Consider the following 18,122-nt stretch of genomic DNA (forward strand, 5'->3'; position numbering starts at 1 on the left):
GCGGCAGCGGCTACAGGGCTATTTCAACTTCACGGAACGACCTCATGACCCGGCCCAAAGCCAACGAGATGCTGGCTGCCTTGACGGCCTACAAACGCGCTTTTTTCAATATTGGCCTGTTCTCGGCCGTGATCAATTTACTGATGCTGGCTCCGGCGTTGTACATGCTGCAGGTGTACGACCGGGTGTTGGCGTCAGGCAATGAAATGACCCTGTTGATGCTGACGCTGATGATCCTCGGCCTCTTTGGCCTGATGGGCGCGTTGGAATGGGTGCGTAGCCAGGTGGTGATCCGCCTCGGCACGCAGATGGATATGCGCTTGAATCAGCGTGTCTACGACGCTGCTTTCGAGGCGCAATTGCGCACCGGCAGCCCGGCGGCCGGGCAGGCGTTGAATGACCTCACCAGCCTGCGTCAATTCGCGACCGGTAATGCGTTGTTCGCGTTTTTCGATGCCCCGTGGTTTCCGGTGTATCTGTTTGTGATTTTTATGTTCAGCCCGTGGCTGGGGCTGCTGGCGCTGGGCGGGGCGGTGCTGTTGATGATGTTGGCATGGGTCAATCAGCGCGTTTCGCAAGCGCCCCTTAAAGCTGCCAGCGAGTTGTCGGTAGAAGCGACCCGCCAAGCCAGCGCGCATTTGCGCAATGCCGAGGCCATCGAGGCAATGGGCATGCTCGATACCTTGCGCGAGGGGTGGCTGGCGCAGCACACGGCCTTTTTGGCGCAGCAAAATTTGGCCAGTGAAAAAACCGCCACGGTCAGCGCCTGGTCAAAAGGTGTACGCCTGGCCCTGCAGTCGCTGGTGCTGGGGCTCGGCGCCTTGCTGGCGGTACAAGGGCAAATCACTGCCGGGATGATGATCGCCGGCTCCATCCTGATGGGCCGCGTATTGAGTCCCATCGATCAGTTGATTGGTGTGTGGAAGCAATGGGCTTCGGCGCGGTTGGCCTATCAACGTCTCGAAGCTTTGTTGCAGGCCCATCCGCCGCGCCCGGTGCGCATGGCATTGCCGGCGCCACAGGGCGAGTTGTCGGTGGAGCAACTGAGCGCCTGCGCACCCGGCACCCGTCGCGCCACGTTGGCCAACCTGAGTTTTACGCTGCCAGCCGGGCAAGTGCTGGGGGTGATTGGCCCTTCGGGGTGTGGCAAGTCAACCCTGGCCCGGCTGCTGATCGGTGTATGGCAGCCGCTGGCGGGCAAGGTCCGGCTGGACGGGGCGGAGCTGTCGCAGTGGGACAAACATCAGCTTGGCCCGCACCTGGGCTATTTACCCCAGGACATTCAGCTGTTTGCCGGGACCATTGCGCAAAACATCGCACGCTTTACCGAGGTAGACGCTGACAAGGTACTGGCCGCTGCGCAACTGGCAGGCGTGCATCAACTGATTCTGCAACTGCCCGAGGGGTACGAAACCCGCCTTGGCGAAGGCGGCGCGGGGCTGTCTGGCGGGCAGAAGCAGCGCATCGGTCTTGCGCGGGCACTATACGGTTTGCCGGCGGTGATTGTGCTCGATGAACCCAACTCCAACCTCGATGAAGCCGGGGAGCAGGCCTTGCTGCAGGCGATTGCCCAGCTCAAACAGCACAAGCGAACACTGATCTTGATTACCCACAAACCCAATGTGCTGACCCTTACCGACCAATTGTTGATTCTGCGCGAAGGCCAACTCCAGGCCTTTGGCCCAACGGCCAAGGTGCTCAGCGCACCCGCTGCGGCGAAACCTGCGGCGCCCAGGCCCGCGATGAATGTGAGCTATCGGCTCGGCACGGCAGAAGCGGGCAAGGCATGAAGCAGTCGAACGCCAAGTCCCTCGGGGACAGCAATGTGCTGCAACTGGACGACACCCGTTACTCGCGTCTGGGCTGGCTGCTTATGCTCGGTGGCTTTCTCGGGTTTCTCGGCTGGGCGGCGTTGGCGCCTTTGGATAAAGGGGTCGCCGTGTCGGGCAAGGTGATGGTTTCGGGCCATCGCAAAGTGGTGCAGCACCCCAGTGGCGGGATTGTTGAGCGGATCGACGTGCGTGACGGCGACAAAGTGGAGGCAGGTCAGGTGTTGATCCGTTTGAAAGAAACTCCGCTTCTGGGGCAGGCCCAGTCGTTACGCAGTCAGTTTTATGGATCGCTGGCCAGTGAGGCGCGGCTTAATGCCGAGCGCGATGGCGCACAGGGGGTCAGCTTTGCGACAGAGTTGACGGCGCTGGCGACGGAGCCTGAGGTGGCGTCCAACCTGGTGTTGCAACGCCAACTGTTCGACAGCCGACGTCAGGCCTTGCTGCTGGATCAACAAGGCATCGATGAAAGCATTGCAGGCGCCGAGGCGCAGTTGCGTGGGGTGCGTGACTCCCAAGCCAATAAAGTCTTGCAGCGCACGGCGCTGACCGAGCAACTGCAAGGTCTGCGGGAGCTGGCCCGTGAGGGTTATATCCCGCGCAATCGCTTGCTGGACACCGAGCGGGTGTACGCCCAGATCCTGGGCTCCATCAGCGAAGATTACGGCCGCATCGGCCAGTTGCAGCGCCAAGTGCTGGAGATGCGTCTGAAAATTCGGCAACTGGCTGAGGAATACCAGAAAGAAGTCCGCACTCAACTGGCCGACACTCGCATCCGCACGGAAGACCTGCGCAACCGGCTGGCGTCCGCCGAGTTTGAGTTGGCCAACAGCCAGTTGCGTGCCCCGGTGGCCGGGATTGTGGTCGGGCTGGACGTGTACACCGAAGGCGGGGTGATCAAACCCGGTCAGGCCCTGATGGAAATCGTGCCCCAGGGCGAGCCGCTGCTGGTCGAAGCCCGAGTGCCGGTTGAGCTGGCGGACAAGGTTCACGCCGGGTTGCCGGTGGAGCTGATGTTCTCGGCCTTTAGCCAGAGCACGACACCCCGTGTGGCAGGCGAAGTGATGCTGGTGTCGGCGGACCGTCAGGTTGATGAGCGCACCGACGAGCCGTATTACACGTTGCGTGCCCAGGTCAGCGAGCAGGGCATGGCCCAACTGGCCGGGTTGCAGATTCGCCCCGGCATGCCGGTCGAGGCATTTGTGCGCACGGGCGAGCGCTCGATGCTCAATTACCTGTTCAAACCGTTGCTAGACCGCACCCACATGGCCTTGGTGGAGGAATGAGCGTGCGTCGATATGCATGGCTGATATGCGCGCTGTTGGCGGGCCCGGCTCAGGCGTTGGGTTTACTTGAGGCCTACGATCTGGCGATCCGCAATGATCCGACCTTTCAAGCGGCCATCGAAGAGCGGGCGGCCGGGGAGGAGAATCGTGCGCTGGGCCGCTCGGCGTTATTGCCAACCCTGTCATGGAACTACAACAACTCGCGCAACGAGTCCGAAGTTACCCAGGCCAGCACTCGCACGGATCGCGATTACCGCAGCTATGCGGCGACCCTGACCTTGCAGCAACCTCTGCTGGACTACGAAGCCTACGCACGATTCCGACAGGGTGCGGCGCAGGCCTTGTTTGCCGATGAGCGCTTTCGCAGCAAAAGCCAGTATGTGGCGGTGCGGGTACTCAGTGCCTACAGTCAGGCATTGCTGGCTCAGGAACGCATCGAACTGAGCCGGGCGCAAAAGCGCGCTTTTGCCGAGCGTTTACAACTCAACCAGCGTTTGTTAAAGGGCGGTGAGGGCACTCGAACCGATGTGCTGGAAACCCGGGCGCGCCTGAGCATGGCGGTCGCCGAGGAAATTGAAGCCCGGGACAATCAGGATGCTGCCCTGCGTGAGCTCGAAGCGATGCTCGGAGAACCGTTGCAGATTGAGCAGCTCACCCCGTTGGCGCCACATTTTGCGATCTTGCCCCTGGAGCCGCAGCGTTTTGAAAGTTGGCGCGAGCTGGCGTTGGCCAATAACCCGGAACTGGCATCGCAGCATCATGCGCTGGTCTCGGCCGAATACGAAGTGGAGCGCAAGCGCGCCGGGCATTTGCCCAGGCTCAGCCTGTATGCGAGCAGTCGGCAAACCAGTTCCGACTCCGAAAGTACCTACCACCAGAAGTACGACACCAACAGCGTAGGCATTCAGCTCAGCGTGCCGTTGTTTGCAGGGGGCTCGGTGTCGGCGTCAACCCGGCAGGCGGCGCGGCAACTGTCTCAGGCGCAGTTTGAACTGGACGCGCAAACGGCGACCACCCTGGTGGACCTGCGTAAGCAGTTCAACCTCAACAGCAGTGCGGCGGCCAAGGTGCGGGCTTATGAAATGGCGGTAGAGTCCGCCGGTGCACTGGTGCAGGCGACGCAGAAAAGCGTGAGTGGGGGCGAGCGGGTCAATCTGGATGTGCTGGATGCCGAACAGCAGCTGTTCAGTGCCAAGCGGGATTTGGCTGAAGCGCGCTATGGGTATTTGCTGGCACGGGTGCAGCTCAAGTATTACGCGGGATTATTGAATGAAGGCGATTTGCAGCAGGTGGCGGGGTATTTTCGTAGCCCTCTGTAGCCGCTGCCGCAGGCTGCGATGGACTGCGTAGCAGTCCCGGGTTCTAGAACCTTGAAGGTCCTTCGGCCCTTATCGCAACCTGCGCCAGTGGCTACAAAAGTGATGCGCGCGACTTACCGACGTACCAGCAACACACCCGATTCCATGTGGTGAGTCCACGGGAACTGGTCAAACACCGCGCAACGCTCAATGCGGTGAGTGTCGTGCAGTTGGGCGATGTTCTCGGCCAATGTCAGCGGGTTGCACGAGATATACAGGATGTTGTCGAAACGACGGGTCAGCTCGCAGGTGTCCGGGTCCATCCCGGCACGTGGCGGGTCGACGAAAACGCTGCCGAAGTCGTAGCTTTTCAGGTCAATGCCCTGCAAGCGACGGAACGGACGCACTTCGTTCAGGGCTTCGGTCAGTTCCTCGGCCGACAAACGTACCAGCGTGACGTTATCCACAGCGTTGTCGCGCAGGTTGTTCAGCGCAGCATAGACCGATGTCTTGCTGATTTCGGTGGCCAGCACCTTGCGTACACGGGTGGCCAGCGGCAGGGTGAAGTTGCCGTTGCCGCAGTACAGCTCCAGCAAATCATCCGAACGCTCGCCCAACGCTTCGTATGCCCAATTGAGCATCTTCTGGTTGACCGTGCCGTTTGGCTGGGTGAATGCGCCTTCAGGCTGTTGATAAGTGAAGGTACGACCCGCTACTTCCAGCTTTTCGACCACGTAATCGCGGCCGATCACCACGCGCTTGCCTTTGGAGCGGCCAATCACGCTGATGTCCAGGTCTTTGGCCAGCTGCTCGGCAGCGTTTTGCCAGTGCTCGTCCAGCGGGCGGTGATAGCACAGAGTGACCATCGCCTCGCCTGCCAGGGTGGTCTGGAACTCCACCTGGAACAGCTTGTGGCTCAGGGGGGCACTGGCTTTCCAGGCCGCCTTGAGTTGCGGCATCAATTGGTTGATGCGCAGGCTGGCAATCGGGAACTCTTCGATCAGGATCGGCGTACGCTTGTCGTCTTGCGCGAACATGGCGTAGTGACGCTCGTCCCCTTCGCGCCACAGGCGGAACTCGGTCCGCAGACGGAAGTGCTTCAGAGGCGAATCGAACACCTGAGGCTCGGGCGCATCGAAAGGCGCGAGCAGCTCGCGCAGACGATTGGCCTTGGCCTCAAGCTCAACGGCGTAGGTAGCAGAATCAAACGGCAATGCACTCATGCGTTAAACCAACCCAGCTTGACCACGAACAGAACCGACAGAATGATCAGCGGGGCGTTGAGCTCGCGCACGCGGCCCGTCAGCAGCTTGATCACGGTCCAGGAAATAAAGCCGAAGGCGATGCCGTTGGCGATGGAGTAGGTGAACGGCATGGCCAGCGCGGTGATGACCACCGGTGCGGCAACAGTGATGTCGTCCCACTCGATTTCGGCCAGGCCACTCATCATCAATACGGCTACGAACATCAGTGCAGGCGCGGTGGCGAAGGCCGGAACGCTGGCAGCCAGTGGCGAGAAGAACAACGCCAGCAGGAACATGATGCCGACCACAATGGCGGTCAGGCCGGTACGGCCACCGGCGCTCACGCCAGCTGCCGATTCGATGTAGCTGGTGGTGGTCGAGGTGCCCAGCAGCGAACCGGCCATGGCCGCGGTGCTGTCAGCGATCAGGGCGCGGCCCATTTTTGGCATGTGCCCGTCTTTGCCCATCAGGCCAGCGCGCTTGGCGACGCCGATCAGGGTGCCGGAGTTGTCAAACAGGTCAACGAACAGGAAGGCGAAGATCACACTGATCAGGCCAATGTCCAGTGCGCCTTTGATGTCCAGTTGCAGGAAGGTCGGCGCCAGGGAAGGCGGCATCGACATCACGCCACCGAACTCGGTTACGCCGAGCGCGATCGAAGCAATGGTCACGGCCAGAATGCCGATCAGCACCGCACCGCGGATTTTCAGGGCCTCAAGGGCAACAATCAGGGCAAAGCCCAGGGATGCCAGGATCACTTTCGGTTGGGCCAGGTCGCCCATGCCCACCAGGGTCGCCTTGTTGGCAACCACAATGCCGGCGTTACCCAGGGCGATCAGCGCCAGGAACAGGCCGATACCGGCGGCAATGGCCGAGCGCAGCGGCAGCGGGATGCTGTTGATGATCCATTCGCGTATACGAAAGATCGACAACAGGAAGAACAGCACCGCCGAGATGAACACCGCACCCAGGGCTACTTGCCAGGTGTGGCCCATGTGCAGCACCACGGTGTAGGTGAAGAAGGCGTTCAAGCCCATGCCCGGTGCCAGTGCAATCGGGTAGTTGGCGATGATGCCCATGGTCGCCGAGCCGATGGCCGCCGCCAGGCAGGTGGCGACAAACACGGCGCCTTTGTCCATGCCCGTTTCGCCGAGGATGCTCGGGTTTACGAACAGGATGTAGGCCATCGCCAGGAACGTGGTGATACCCGCAAGAATCTCGGTACGCACATTGGTGTTGTGTGCTTTGAGTTGAAACAGCCTTTCCAGCATGCCAGTCCCCGTGGCGCCAAATGCGCCGTGATTAAATCGTTTTCAACAGCAAAGCACAGACGCGGATCGCCTGAAGAATTTCTGTCTGTCGGAAAAAGCCGCGCATCATACCAGCAGCTCGTACATATGGCTGCTTTGGTTACCCGGCGGGGCCATGTTTTGTAACCTTGAGACAGAAGGCATACTGCGTGCCAGTTTTCGGAGGGCTCTATGAAAAACACCATCAAAGCGGTTTGTGTCTGTGTCGGTTTAATGATCAGTGCCGCTGCCAATGCTGCGCCCGCGTTACCTTTGAGCGCTGTCGAGATACTCAAAGTGGCGTCTGTTACCTGCGCCGTAGAGGATGTGTCGGACGGCCGCAAGCAAACCCGGTGTGACCATAACGGCCCTGGGATCAAGGTTTACGTGCTGGAACGCGGTTATGGCGGCCAGCCCAATGTCACCCTGGATGGCCAGGAAGTGGACGGAGTGCGCGCCCCGGTTTGCAACCAGGGCGAGGGGCTGGTGGCCTGTAACGGTGCGGGCACCACCGTGGGGCACCTCTATACCTTCGACCTGGGTAACAAGGACGGCGGCTGGTTTGAGTTCAGTAACACCTCGTTGGTGCCACCGCACAACCGGTTGGGTGCACAACTATATATAAAGTGAGATTCACACCTGTAGCCGCTGCCGCAGGCTGCGATCGGGCCCGCAGGGGCCGCGCTTTTTAAAGAGCGAAGGTCCTTCGGCCCTTATCGCAGCCTGCGGCAGCGGCTACAGGGTTTTGTGCTCTTCCACCATCCGGTCGCGATTGGCCAGGCCGGGGAACAGTTTTATCCACAGCCCGGTGACGACCAGCGTGCCAACCCCGCCCAGTACCACAGCAGGCACGGTGCCCAGCCAATGGGCGGTGGCGCCGGATTCGAATTCGCCCAGTTGATTGGACGCGCCGATAAACAAACCGTTAACCGCACTGACCCGGCCGCGCATTTCATCCGGCGTCTCAAGCTGCACGAATGACGCGCGGATCACCATGCTGATCATATCCGCCGCCCCGAGTACCACCAGCACCGCCATGGAAAACCAGAACGAGGTCGACAGACCGAACGCGATGGTCGCGACCCCGAATAGCCCCACAGCGGTGAACATGACGCGTCCGACCTTGCGCTCCACCGGGAACCTGGCCAGCCATAGCGACATCAGCAAGGCACCGACCGCCGGTGCCGAGCGCAACATGCCCAGGCCCCAGGGGCCGGTGAGCAGGATGTCTTTGGCAAACACCGGCAGCAACGCCGTGGCGCCGCCCAGCAGTACCGCAAACAGGTCAAGGGAGATGGCCCCCAGGACATCAGGGCGGCTGCGGATAAAGCGAATGCCTGCCAGCAACGAGTCCAGCGTCGCCTTGCCCTTGTTCAACGGCAATTGACGGGCAGGCAGGGTGCTCATCAGCAGAGCGGCAATCAGATACAGCGCCACGCTCGGGCCATACACCCACACGCTGCCAAACGCATACAGCAACCCGCCAAACGCCGGCGCGACGATGGTGGCTGACTGCTGCGCCGCTTGTGCGGCCGCCACTGCGCGCGGGAACAGCTCAACCGGCACGATCGAAGGCAGCAGCGCTTGGGTGGCGGGCATCTCGAAGGAGCGGGCGGCGCCCAGCACAAAGGCCAGGATAAAGATCATTTCCCGGGTGATGTGATCGCTTGCGCTGCTGATGGCCAGTATCAGGGCAATCATCGCCTGCAGTGACTGGCACAGGGCCGCCACCCGGCGCCGGTCATAGCGGTCGGCCACATGCCCGGTGTGCAGCATGAACAGCAGGCGCGGTGCGAACTCGATCAAACCGACCCAGCCCAGGTCCATCACATTGCCGGTGAGCTGGTAGAGGTTCCAGCCAATGGCCACGGTCAGCATCTGAAACGCACTGGCGGTGAAGATGCGGGCAAACCAGAAGGCCACAAATGGCCGGTGATGCCGTAGCAGGAGGGGCTGGCTGGTCATTTGGAGGGATCGTGGCCGAGGACAGGGGGGGCGAGATTATCATTATTCTGTAACAATTAATGACTCGAAACATGAAGGTTGCCGGTCCCCCCAAACCCCCTGTTTAAAATCTGTTTTCTGCGAATCCTTACGGTTCTTGCAACGGTCTATATCAAGGCCTGAGGCATCGTGTCACGCGACAACAAACCACATTAGCCGTGTGTCAGGAATGGACTACTCTTTCATCCATGCTTGATCCAGATCAAAACCTCCAGGAGGTTTTCTGGATGGCCAGCCGGCCAGAGCCCTTTGCGTTGTGGTTAAAAGAGCGAAGCTCGATTCGCTGTGGCCATGGCCTGCGGGGTAGTTGGATACAGGTGCGATGCTTGTGTCCTCAACGACCTGATACCTGATAGAGGAAGACTTATGTTCGGTTTGGATGCTCTCGAGCTCGCCCGAATTCAGTTCGCGTTTACCATATCGTTTCACATCATTTTTCCCGCCATTACCATCGGTCTCGCCAGTTATTTGATGGTGCTCGAAGGCATGTGGCTGAAAACCCGTGACGATACCTACCGCGATCTGTACCACTTTTGGTCGAAGATTTTTGCCGTCAACTTCGGTATGGGCGTGGTATCGGGCCTGGTCATGGCCTACCAGTTCGGTACCAACTGGTCGAGGTTCTCGGACTTTGCCGGTGCTGTTACCGGGCCGCTGCTGACCTATGAAGTACTGACCGCATTCTTCCTTGAGGCGGGTTTTCTGGGCGTCATGCTGTTTGGCTGGAACCGCGTGGGTCGCGGGATGCACTTCTTCTCGACCGCGATGGTGGCCCTCGGGACACTGGTTTCGACCTTCTGGATCCTGGCCTCCAATAGCTGGATGCAAACCCCGCAAGGCTTCGAAATCATTGATGGCCGGGTGATTCCGGTGGACTGGTTGGCGGTGATTTTCAACCCGTCGTTCCCTTACCGTCTGGCGCATATGGCCACGGCGGCCTTTGTAGCCACGGCGTTTTTTGTCGGTGCCTCGGCGGCATGGCATCTGTTGCGCGGTCGTAACACGCCGGCCATTCGCCGCATGTTCTCGATGGCAATGTGGATGGCCCTGGTGGTCGCACCGGTGCAGGCGCTGATCGGTGATGCCCACGGTTTGAATACCCTTGAGTATCAGCCGGCAAAAATCGCGGCCATGGAAGGTCACTGGGAAAACAAACCCGGTGAGCCAACGCCGCTGATTCTGTTTGGCATCCCCAACATGAAGACCGAAACCACGGACTACAAGATTCAAGTTCCGTACTTGGGCAGCCTGATTCTGACTCACAGTCTGGACAAGCAAATCCCGGCGTTGAAGGACTTCCCGCCCGAGGACCGCCCCAACTCAACCATCGTGTTCTTCAGCTTCCGCATCATGGTGGCGCTGGGCATGCTGATGATCTTCGTCGGGCTTTGGAGCGTGTGGCTACGCAGGCGCGGCACTTTGTACGAGAACCGCTGGTTCTTGCGTCTGGTGCTGTGGATGGGGCCATCGGGCCTGATCGCTATCCTGGCGGGCTGGTTCACCACTGAAATCGGTCGTCAGCCATGGGTGGTGTACGGGCTGATGCGCACCTCGGATGCGTCGTCCAATCACAGCGTCATGCAAATGAGTGTCACGCTGGTCATGTTTGTAGTGGTGTATTTCTCACTGTTCGGTGTGGGCCTGGGCTACATGATGCGTCTGGTACGCAAGGGCCCGATCACTCACGAAGGCGATGACGACACCCACGGTGGCCCAGGCCAGCAACGCACGCCTGCCCGTCCTCTGTCTGCGGCCCATGAGGGTACAGATGAAGGCCACAGCGACAGCCTGACTAAGGGGAATTGAGTCATGGGTATTGATCTGCCACTTATCTGGGCAATCATCATCATCTTCGGGATCATGATGTACGTGGTCATGGATGGTTTCGATCTCGGGATCGGCATCCTCTTCCCCTTTATCAAGGGCGAGAGTGACCGCGATGTGATGATGAACACGGTTGCTCCCGTCTGGGACGGCAACGAAACCTGGCTGGTACTGGGGGGGCGGCGTTGTTTGGCGCCTTCCCGCTGGCCTATTCGGTGGTGTTGTCGGCGCTGTACCTGCCACTGATGCTGATGCTGATGGGCTTGATTTTTCGTGGCGTGGCCTTTGAATTCCGCTTCAAGGCGCGGCCGGAAAAACGCCATATCTGGGACAAGTCCTTCATTGGCGGCTCGCTTGTGGCCACTTTCTTTCAGGGCGTGGCGCTGGGGGCCTTCATTGATGGCATCCCGGTGGTCGACCGCCAGTACGCCGGGGGCGGGCTGGACTGGCTTTCACCGTTCACCGTGTTCTGCGGGATCGCGCTGATCGTGGCCTATGCGTTGCTCGGCTGCACCTGGCTGATCATGAAGACAGAAGGTCATTTGCAGGAGCGCATGCACAAGCTGGGTCGCCCTCTGGCGCTGGCCGTGCTGGTGCTGATGGGTATCGTCAGCCTGTGGACACCCCTGGCGCACACCGACATTGCGGCACGCTGGTTCACGCTGCCGAACCTGTTCTGGTTCCTGCCGGTGCCGATCCTGGTGCTGGTGACGATGTACGGCCTGCTCAAGGCGATAGCGCGCAAGGCTCACTACACACCGTTTCTGTTGACCCTGGTACTGATCTTCCTGGGCTACAGCGGTTTGGGTATCAGCCTGTGGCCGAACATCATCCCGCCTTCGATCTCGATCTGGGACGCCGCTGCACCGCCGCAAAGCCAGGGCTTCATGCTGGTGGGCACCTTGTTTATCATCCCGTTCATTCTGGGTTATACCTTCTGGAGCTACTACGTGTTCCGCGGCAAGGTCACCCACGAAGACGGTTATCACTAGTAGCAACTGCCGCTGTGGCCTGAGGGCCGCAGCCTTTTCCCCAAGAGGAGGCCTGAGCATGGCTGGCAAGGATTATCTACACGACGTGCAAGAGTGCGAGAAGAAGCCGTTATGGCAACGTATCGGCTGGTTGCTGGTGATCTGGACCGCCAGCGTGGCGAGTCTGGGCGTGTTTGCCTGGCTTATCCGCCTGTTCATGACAGCGGCGGGTATGAAAACCCACTGATGGCCAGACAATAAAAAACCCTCTTCGGAGGGTTTTTTATTGTCTGGGAGGGGAGTGCTTACTTACGCGCCTTCAGGATTACAAACTTTGGCGTGGCGGCGACTTGCTCGACTCCGCGAAACAGCTTGGCCAGCTTGCTGTGGTAACCCAGGTGGCGGTTACCGACGATATACAGCGCCCCACCGACCACCAGCGCTTCTCGCGCCTGCTGGAACATGCGCCAGGCCAGAAAGTCCCCCACCACCTGTTGCTGGTGGAACGGCGGGTTGCACAGCACTACGTCCAGAGAATCCGGTGCCTGGCTTGCCAGGCCGTCATCGGCCCGCACAATGACCTCGCGATCACCCAGCGCGGCCTGCCAGTTCTCACGGGCGGACTGCACCGCCATGAAGGACTCATCGACCAGGGTGTACTGCGCCTGCGGGTTATTCAGCGCACTGGCAATGGCCAGCACCCCATTGCCGCAGCCCAGGTCGGCAACCCGTGCCGCGCCCAGATTTTTTGGCAGGTGCGGCAGGAACGCCCGGGTACCGATATCCAGGTCTTCGCGGCAAAACACGTTGGCGTGGTTGAGCAGCTCGATGGCGGGCTTGTCCAGGCGGTAGCGCGAAGGGTACGGTGAGGTAAACGGCCCCAGAGCCTGTGGTGCAGCAATCAGCAGACGTGCCTTTTTTACCGCCAGCGAAGCCTGTACCGGGCCGATGTAACGTTCCAGCAGATCACCTGCGGCACGGGGCAAGTGTTTGACCATGGCTGCTGCGATCACCTGCGCGCCCGGCGCCAGTTGGCCCTGCAGGCGGATAAGTTGCTCTTCGAGCAACGCCAGGGTTTTGGGCACGCGGATCAGCACGCAGTCGAAGGGGCCGACCAACGGTTCGCTGGCAGGGATGATCGAGACTGCATCGTAGGCATGGCCATTGAGCGTCAGGTTTTTTTCCAGCGCCTGCAGGGCGAGGAAGGAGTCGCTGCTGCTGGTGACACCCATCGTGCCTACCAGGCTGACGGCCAAGGCACCAAAACTGTCATTGAGCACCAGAACCCGACTGTTCGCGGGCAGCGCCTGTTCGGCCAAGTGATTAAGCAAATACTCATCCGCCGCATCGAAGGCCTGCAAAGGCTCGTTCTGCTGCTCGGGTTGGCGGATCAGGCGAAGTTGGGCGAAGGGGCTTTCTAGCACAGGCATTTATACAAACTCTGAGGAATCGGCAACTGCATGCCCGGCCCTTGAGGGGGCCTGGTTAACAGAGGAGTCCGTGGGTTTTACAGGTGGGCGTGATTTTACTTTTTTTTGCAGCAGATTACCTGATGCGTTTGTCCGGTACGTTGCAGTGCCTGCTCACAGCAGTCCGGATTTTGCCGCCATGACCACGGCAGATGTCTTGTTGTTCGCCCCCAGCTTTCTGATGGCACTGCTGATATGAAAGTTCACGGTGCGGGTGCTCAGGCTCAGGATCGTACCAATGTCGGCGGCTATTTTGCCTTCGGCTGTCCACTTGAGGATTTCGATCTCCCGGCAGGACAAGCGGGTGATATGGATTTCCAGGTTGTGGCGCAGAGGGGACCGTTCGAGCATGGCACCGTGCAGCTGGTTGCATAGCCACAAGACGTTGGCGACTTTGTCCGCGAACTCGTCCTCGGTGAGAGGGGGATCTTTCCTGGCAAGGCTCAGCATGCTCACAACGCCATTGGCGTCGTGGACCGATTGCGACCATCCATAGGCCAGCCCGCAGGTTTGTGCCGCTTTCCACAGCTCTGGAGACTCACGAAAAACGTAGGAGCTCCAAATGATAGGCATGATAGAAAGTTGGCAGTGAGCCACGAGCGGATTTGTTTTCGACGAGGGGCCTTTCTCATACCGCTCGATATAAGCTTTTGGATAGTTTGTTATTACCTTGCTGTGCGATACGGCATTGCCGAGCCTGGGAATCATTCGGAAAAAGAAATAGTCGAAACCATAGCCTTCTATCCGTTTGAGTGTATAGGCGTGTAACTCTGTCTCGCTGCTGAAAGTAACGTGCGGGTGGGTGCTGATTGTAGTGTGAGCGGTCATGAGGCGCTCCTGCGGCCTTGAAGTTGCTGGTGGAGTTGCGGGTATCCTAGTGGATAATTTTAGGTCCTACTTCAAATAATACTGAATACTTAATAAGTAAATAATATCTATCGGCGGCGGGGTGGATGCTTAGAGATGCAGAAGGTCATGTAATGAGGGAGTTTGATTGGACTTTTTTGGTTGTGTCTATATAGCTGTTATGCGGTTTTAAGTAGAGCGTGTGTCGAAATTATCCGCGTCAACTATTACAACTATTGCGTTCTGGCCTGTATTTGCAAGGCGACAGTCTGTCGCAAAGCCACCACAAACCATCGGTGTTTCTCCAGGGCCCTTTGCGCGACACTAGGGCCATTCGCCATTGGAGTGTCCCATGACTGCCAGCGCAGAAAAATTCACCCAGCAGACGCTGACCGATGTCACACCCCTGACCCCCAGCCTGTTTACATTGCGCACCACCCGTGACGCAGGCTTTCGTTTTCGTGCGGGTCAATTTGCCAGGCTGGGGGTGACCAAGGCCGACGGCAGTACGGTATGGCGCGCCTATTCCATGGTTTCGTCGCCCCATGACGAGTTTCTGGAGTTTTTTTCGATTGTGGTGCCGGGCGGAGAATTCACCAGTGAACTCAGTCGCCTGCAAGTCGGCGACCGCTTGATGGTAGAGCGCCAGGCGTTCGGTTTTCTGACCCTGGACCGTTTTGTTGACGGGCGTGACCTGTGGTTGCTGGCAACAGGGACCGGCATCGCGCCGTTTTTGTCGATCCTGCAGGATTTTGAAGTGTGGGAAAAGTTCGAGCGAATTGTGCTGGTTTACAGTGCACGTGAAGCACGGGAGCTGGCCTATCAGGACCTGATCGCCGGGTTATGTTCGCGCGAGTACCTGGCCGAATATGCGCACAAGTTTGTGTATGTTCCGATTGTCACCCGTGAGCGAGTCCCCGGCGCATTGAACGGGCGTATTACCACGCTGATTGAAAATGGTGAACTTGAGCAGGCGGCGGGTATTGAACTGACAGCCGAACATTCACGGGTCATGTTGTGCGGAAACCCGCAAATGATTGATGACACGCGCAAGTTGCTCAAAACGCGGGATATGCAACTGAGCCTGAGCCGTCGTCCAGGGCAAGTCGCTGTTGAGAATTACTGGTAGTGTGAATTTTGTATGTCGCGTGGCATGGAATAAACAACGGCGCCCTGGGGCGCCGTTGTTTATTCCGGACAGTTATGGCCGGTTGTTTTGAACTTTAAGCAGGTCGCGGATTTCGCCCAATAGTTCTTCTTCTTTGGACGGCAGTGGCGGAGCACTTGGCGCGACGGCCTCTTCACGCTTGAGGCGGTTGATTGCCTTTACACCCATAAAAATGGCGAACGCGACGATGATGAAGTCGATCACGCTCTGGATGAATTTGCCATAGGCCACGACCACGGCTGGCGCATCGCCAACGGCGGCTTTAAGCGTAATGGCCAGGTCACTGAAGTCCACACCGCCAATCAACAACCCCAGCGGTGGCATGACAACGTCACCCACAAAGGACGAAACGATTTTGCCAAATGCCGCGCCGATGATGATACCGACGGCCATATCGACCACGTTCCCTTTGACCGCGAAGGCCTTGAACTCACTTATCACGCCCATTGGATATTCCTTGTTACAGATGAGGTTGGTGGGTGCAGTGTAATTCAGCATGGCAGATCATGCCTGCGCCGCTGTTTGCATGTGTGCAGTAATCGACCTGCTCAATGGCCATAAGTTTTCTACAGCGCTGCAAGTGGCGCCCGGTACGCGATTGATTACCCCAATGCCAGACCTTTTTTTCAATGGCCGGCTTGAGACCTTTCTATTTAGAGTTTGCCCCGCAGGCCTCTAGCCTCTGGTCAGCGCTGATACGCGCATCCAATAACCAGAGGACATACGCATGACCACCTCCCTGGGCTTCGGCCTGGCTTCACAGCGCCGCCTGCTGTGTGTTTTAAGCGCCAGCCTGCTTTCGGTTTCGGCCCACGCCGCAACCCTGACCCGCGATAACGGTGCGGCTGTCGGTGATAACCAGAACTCCCAGACGGCAGGGGCCAACGGCCCGGTCTTGTTGCAGGACGTGCAGTTGCTGCAAAAACTTCAGCGCTTTGACCGTGAGCGTATTCCTGAGCGGGTCGTGCATGCTCGCGGTACCGGCGCGCACGGCACGTTTACCGTCACCAATGACCTGAGCGACCTGACCAAAGCCCGTGTGTTTGCTGCAGGCGAAACCACCCCGGTATTTGTGCGGTTTTCGGCCGTGGTGCATGGCACCCACTCGCCAGAAACCCTGCGCGACCCGCGCGGCTTTGCCACCAAGTTCTACACCGCTGACGGTAACTGGGACCTGGTAGGCAACAACTTCCCGACGTTCTTTATTCGTGACGCGATCAAGTTTCCGGACATGGTTCACGCGTTCAAACCCGACCCGCGCACCAACCTTGACGACGACTCGCGCCGGTTCGACTTCTTCTCCCACGTGCCGGAAGCCACACGCACCTTGACCGAGCTGTACTCCAACGCGGGTACCCCGGCCAGCTACCGTGAGATGGACGGTAACGGCGTACACGCCTACAAACTGGTAAATGCCAAGGGCGATGTACGTTATGTGAAGTTCCACTGGAAGAGCCTTCAGGGGCTGCACAACCTTGACCCGAAACAAGTGACTCAGGTTCAGGGCCAGGACTACAGCCACATGACTAACGATCTGGTCACTCACATCAACAAGGGCGACTTCCCCAAGTGGGACCTGTATGTGCAAGTGCTCAAGCCTGAAGACCTGAAGTCGTTTGATTTTGACCCGCTGGACGCCACCAAAATCTGGCCGGGCGTGCCTGAGCGCAAAGTCGGGCAAATGGTCCTGAACCGCAACCCGGCCAACGTCTTCCAGGAAACCGAACAGGTCGCCATGGCCCCGGCCAACCTGGTGCCAGGTATCGAGCCATCCGAAGACCGCTTGCTGCAGGGTCGGGTGTTCTCGTATGCCGATACCCAGATGTACCGCCTGGGGGCCAACGCCCTGCAATTGCCAATCAACGCGCCGCGAGTTGCGGTGAACAATGGCAATCAGGACGGTGCGATGAACATCGGCCACACCAGCAGTGGTGTGAACTATCAGCCGAGCCGCTTGATGCCGCGTGAAGAGCCGCAAGCCGCGCGTTATATCGAAACGCCGCTGTCGGGCACCACCCAGCAGGCGAAGATTCAGCGTGAGCAGAACTTCAAGCAGGCCGGTGATTTGTATCGCTCATTCAGCAAGAAAGAGCGTCAGGACCTGATTGAAAACTTCGGCGGCTCACTGGCGACAACAGACGATGAAAGCAAGCACATCATCCTGTCGTTCCTCTACAAGGCCGATCCCGAGTACGGCACCGGCGTGACCAAAGTGGCCAAGGGCGACCTGGCGCGGGTCAAGGCACTGGCTTCCAAACTGGTGGATTAACTCCTGGGTTTTACCCCAACCCTCTCCCTGTGGGAGAGGGGCTTTTGATTCAAGCGAGCAATTGCAGGTAATCCACAATGCATATTTTTATTTCCCTGACCCTGCTGCTTGCCAGCGGCATCTGTATTGCCGAAGAGCCCGACGTACAAACACAACTCCAGAACCATTACTTTGACGCCGCCCGTCGCGGTGATGTGGCGATGCTCGATACCTTTATCGCGTCGCACTACGGGCTCGATACCCAGGACAACAAAGGCTACACCGCGTTAATCCTTGCGGCCTACAACGGTCAGGGCGAGGCGGTAGAGCATCTGCTCAAAGCCGGCGCCAATGCCTGTGTGCAAGACCAACGTGGCAACACCGCCCTGATGGGCGCCATTTTCAAGGGCGAGCTCAAGATTGCCCGCCGTTTGCTCGCCACCGACTGCAACCCCGACCAGCGCAACGGCGCCGGGCAAACAGCGGCGATGTACGCGGGTCTGTTTAAGCGGGTCGAGTTGCTCAATGACTTGTCCGGCAAAGGCGCGGACCTGAATGCCGAAGATGCATCGGGTAACAGTGCCGCTCGGCTGGCCAATGGCGAAATCCGCATGCCAGTGTCGCGCTGATCACGGCCGGGTGGGCT

At 59.1% G+C, this 18,122-nt stretch carries 15 protein-coding genes and 1 pseudogene; 10 read left to right on the forward strand and 6 right to left on the reverse strand.

All coding sequences use genetic code 11. The features are described from left to right. Positions 1–44 precede the first annotated feature (44 nt). Genes BLW11_RS07355 through BLW11_RS07365 form a run of 3 tightly spaced genes read left to right on the forward strand, consistent with a single transcriptional unit; the run spans position 45 to position 4,434 of the window. On the forward strand, positions 45–1,790 hold the full coding sequence (locus tag BLW11_RS07355; protein WP_048359314.1) for a type I secretion system permease/ATPase: 1,746 nt from the start codon (positions 45–47) through the stop codon (positions 1,788–1,790). Beyond that, positions 1,787–3,115: an HlyD family type I secretion periplasmic adaptor subunit gene (locus BLW11_RS07360; RefSeq protein WP_048359313.1), complete on the forward strand. Its 1,329-nt coding sequence runs from the start codon at positions 1,787–1,789 to the stop codon at positions 3,113–3,115. The genes BLW11_RS07355 and BLW11_RS07360 overlap by 4 nt, the downstream gene beginning before the upstream one ends. Next, positions 3,112–4,434, forward strand: coding sequence for a TolC family outer membrane protein (locus tag BLW11_RS07365; RefSeq protein ID WP_048359312.1), 1,323 nt, complete (start codon positions 3,112–3,114; stop codon positions 4,432–4,434). Before BLW11_RS07360 ends, BLW11_RS07365 begins: the two co-directional genes overlap by 4 nt. 113 nt (positions 4,435–4,547) lie before the next feature. Here BLW11_RS07365 and trmA read toward each other — a convergent pair whose 3' ends face one another. Together trmA and BLW11_RS07375 are read right to left on the reverse strand one after the other, a co-directional pair. Then, entirely contained in the window at positions 4,548–5,636 is a 1,089-nt protein-coding gene (gene trmA, locus BLW11_RS07370) for a tRNA (uridine(54)-C5)-methyltransferase TrmA (RefSeq protein WP_048359311.1), read from the reverse strand. Then, positions 5,633–6,928 carry an NCS2 family permease gene (locus BLW11_RS07375; protein ID WP_048359310.1) on the reverse strand — a complete coding sequence of 432 codons (1,296 nt, stop codon included), beginning with the start codon at positions 6,926–6,928 and terminating at the stop codon, positions 5,633–5,635. The genes trmA and BLW11_RS07375 overlap by 4 nt, the downstream gene beginning before the upstream one ends. 210 nt (positions 6,929–7,138) lie before the next feature. Between BLW11_RS07375 and BLW11_RS07380 the strand changes: the two genes are divergently transcribed. Further along, on the forward strand, positions 7,139–7,576 hold the full coding sequence (locus tag BLW11_RS07380; RefSeq protein WP_048359309.1) for a DUF4879 domain-containing protein: 438 nt from the start codon (positions 7,139–7,141) through the stop codon (positions 7,574–7,576). Between the two features lie 105 nt (positions 7,577–7,681). On the opposite strand, the gene BLW11_RS07385 is transcribed toward BLW11_RS07380, so the two are convergent. Further along, positions 7,682–8,911 carry an MFS transporter gene (locus BLW11_RS07385; protein WP_048359308.1) on the reverse strand — a complete coding sequence of 410 codons (1,230 nt, stop codon included), beginning with the start codon at positions 8,909–8,911 and terminating at the stop codon, positions 7,682–7,684. A gap of 405 nt (positions 8,912–9,316) precedes the next feature. On the opposite strand from BLW11_RS07385, the gene BLW11_RS07390 reads away from it, so the two are divergent. The 3 genes and pseudogenes from BLW11_RS07390 (at position 9,317) to BLW11_RS07400 (ending at position 11,992) form a co-directional block, all read left to right on the forward strand. Continuing rightward, complete coding sequence (locus BLW11_RS07390) at positions 9,317–10,756, forward strand: cytochrome ubiquinol oxidase subunit I (protein ID WP_048359307.1); 1,440 nt, start codon at positions 9,317–9,319, stop codon at positions 10,754–10,756. Positions 10,757–10,759: 3 nt separating this feature from the next. After that, a pseudogene (gene cydB / locus BLW11_RS07395) lies at positions 10,760–11,766 on the forward strand (cytochrome d ubiquinol oxidase subunit II). A 58-nt stretch (positions 11,767–11,824) separates the two neighbouring features. After that, positions 11,825–11,992 carry a DUF2474 domain-containing protein gene (locus BLW11_RS07400; RefSeq protein ID WP_048359305.1) on the forward strand — a complete coding sequence of 56 codons (168 nt, stop codon included), beginning with the start codon at positions 11,825–11,827 and terminating at the stop codon, positions 11,990–11,992. A 58-nt stretch (positions 11,993–12,050) separates the two neighbouring features. Here the strand turns inward: BLW11_RS07400 and BLW11_RS07405 are convergent, their stop codons facing one another. Next, entirely contained in the window at positions 12,051–13,175 is a 1,125-nt protein-coding gene (locus tag BLW11_RS07405) for a methyltransferase (protein WP_048359304.1), read from the reverse strand. A gap of 153 nt (positions 13,176–13,328) precedes the next feature. Next, complete coding sequence (locus BLW11_RS07410) at positions 13,329–14,042, reverse strand: helix-turn-helix transcriptional regulator (protein WP_074836730.1); 714 nt, start codon at positions 14,040–14,042, stop codon at positions 13,329–13,331. Between the two features lie 370 nt (positions 14,043–14,412). Here BLW11_RS07410 and BLW11_RS07415 point away from each other — a divergent pair, with 370 nt between their 5' ends. Continuing rightward, positions 14,413–15,189 carry a ferredoxin--NADP reductase gene (locus BLW11_RS07415; protein WP_048359303.1) on the forward strand — a complete coding sequence of 259 codons (777 nt, stop codon included), beginning with the start codon at positions 14,413–14,415 and terminating at the stop codon, positions 15,187–15,189. A gap of 72 nt (positions 15,190–15,261) precedes the next feature. On the opposite strand, the gene mscL is transcribed toward BLW11_RS07415, so the two are convergent. Then, on the reverse strand, positions 15,262–15,675 hold the full coding sequence (gene mscL, locus BLW11_RS07420; protein ID WP_048359302.1) for a large-conductance mechanosensitive channel protein MscL: 414 nt from the start codon (positions 15,673–15,675) through the stop codon (positions 15,262–15,264). A gap of 280 nt (positions 15,676–15,955) precedes the next feature. On the opposite strand from mscL, the gene katB reads away from it, so the two are divergent. Both katB and BLW11_RS07430 read left to right on the forward strand, forming a co-directional pair. Then, complete coding sequence (gene katB, locus BLW11_RS07425; protein WP_048359301.1) at positions 15,956–17,497, forward strand: catalase KatB; 1,542 nt, start codon at positions 15,956–15,958, stop codon at positions 17,495–17,497. A gap of 77 nt (positions 17,498–17,574) precedes the next feature. After that, the gene (locus BLW11_RS07430) at positions 17,575–18,105 is read left to right on the forward strand and encodes an ankyrin repeat domain-containing protein (protein WP_048359300.1); all 531 of its coding nucleotides are present in this window, start codon (positions 17,575–17,577) and stop codon (positions 18,103–18,105) included. Positions 18,106–18,122: the final 17 nt, after the last annotated feature.

Source organism: Pseudomonas deceptionensis (assembly GCF_900106095.1).
GTDB lineage: Bacteria > Pseudomonadota > Gammaproteobacteria > Pseudomonadales > Pseudomonadaceae > Aquipseudomonas > Aquipseudomonas deceptionensis.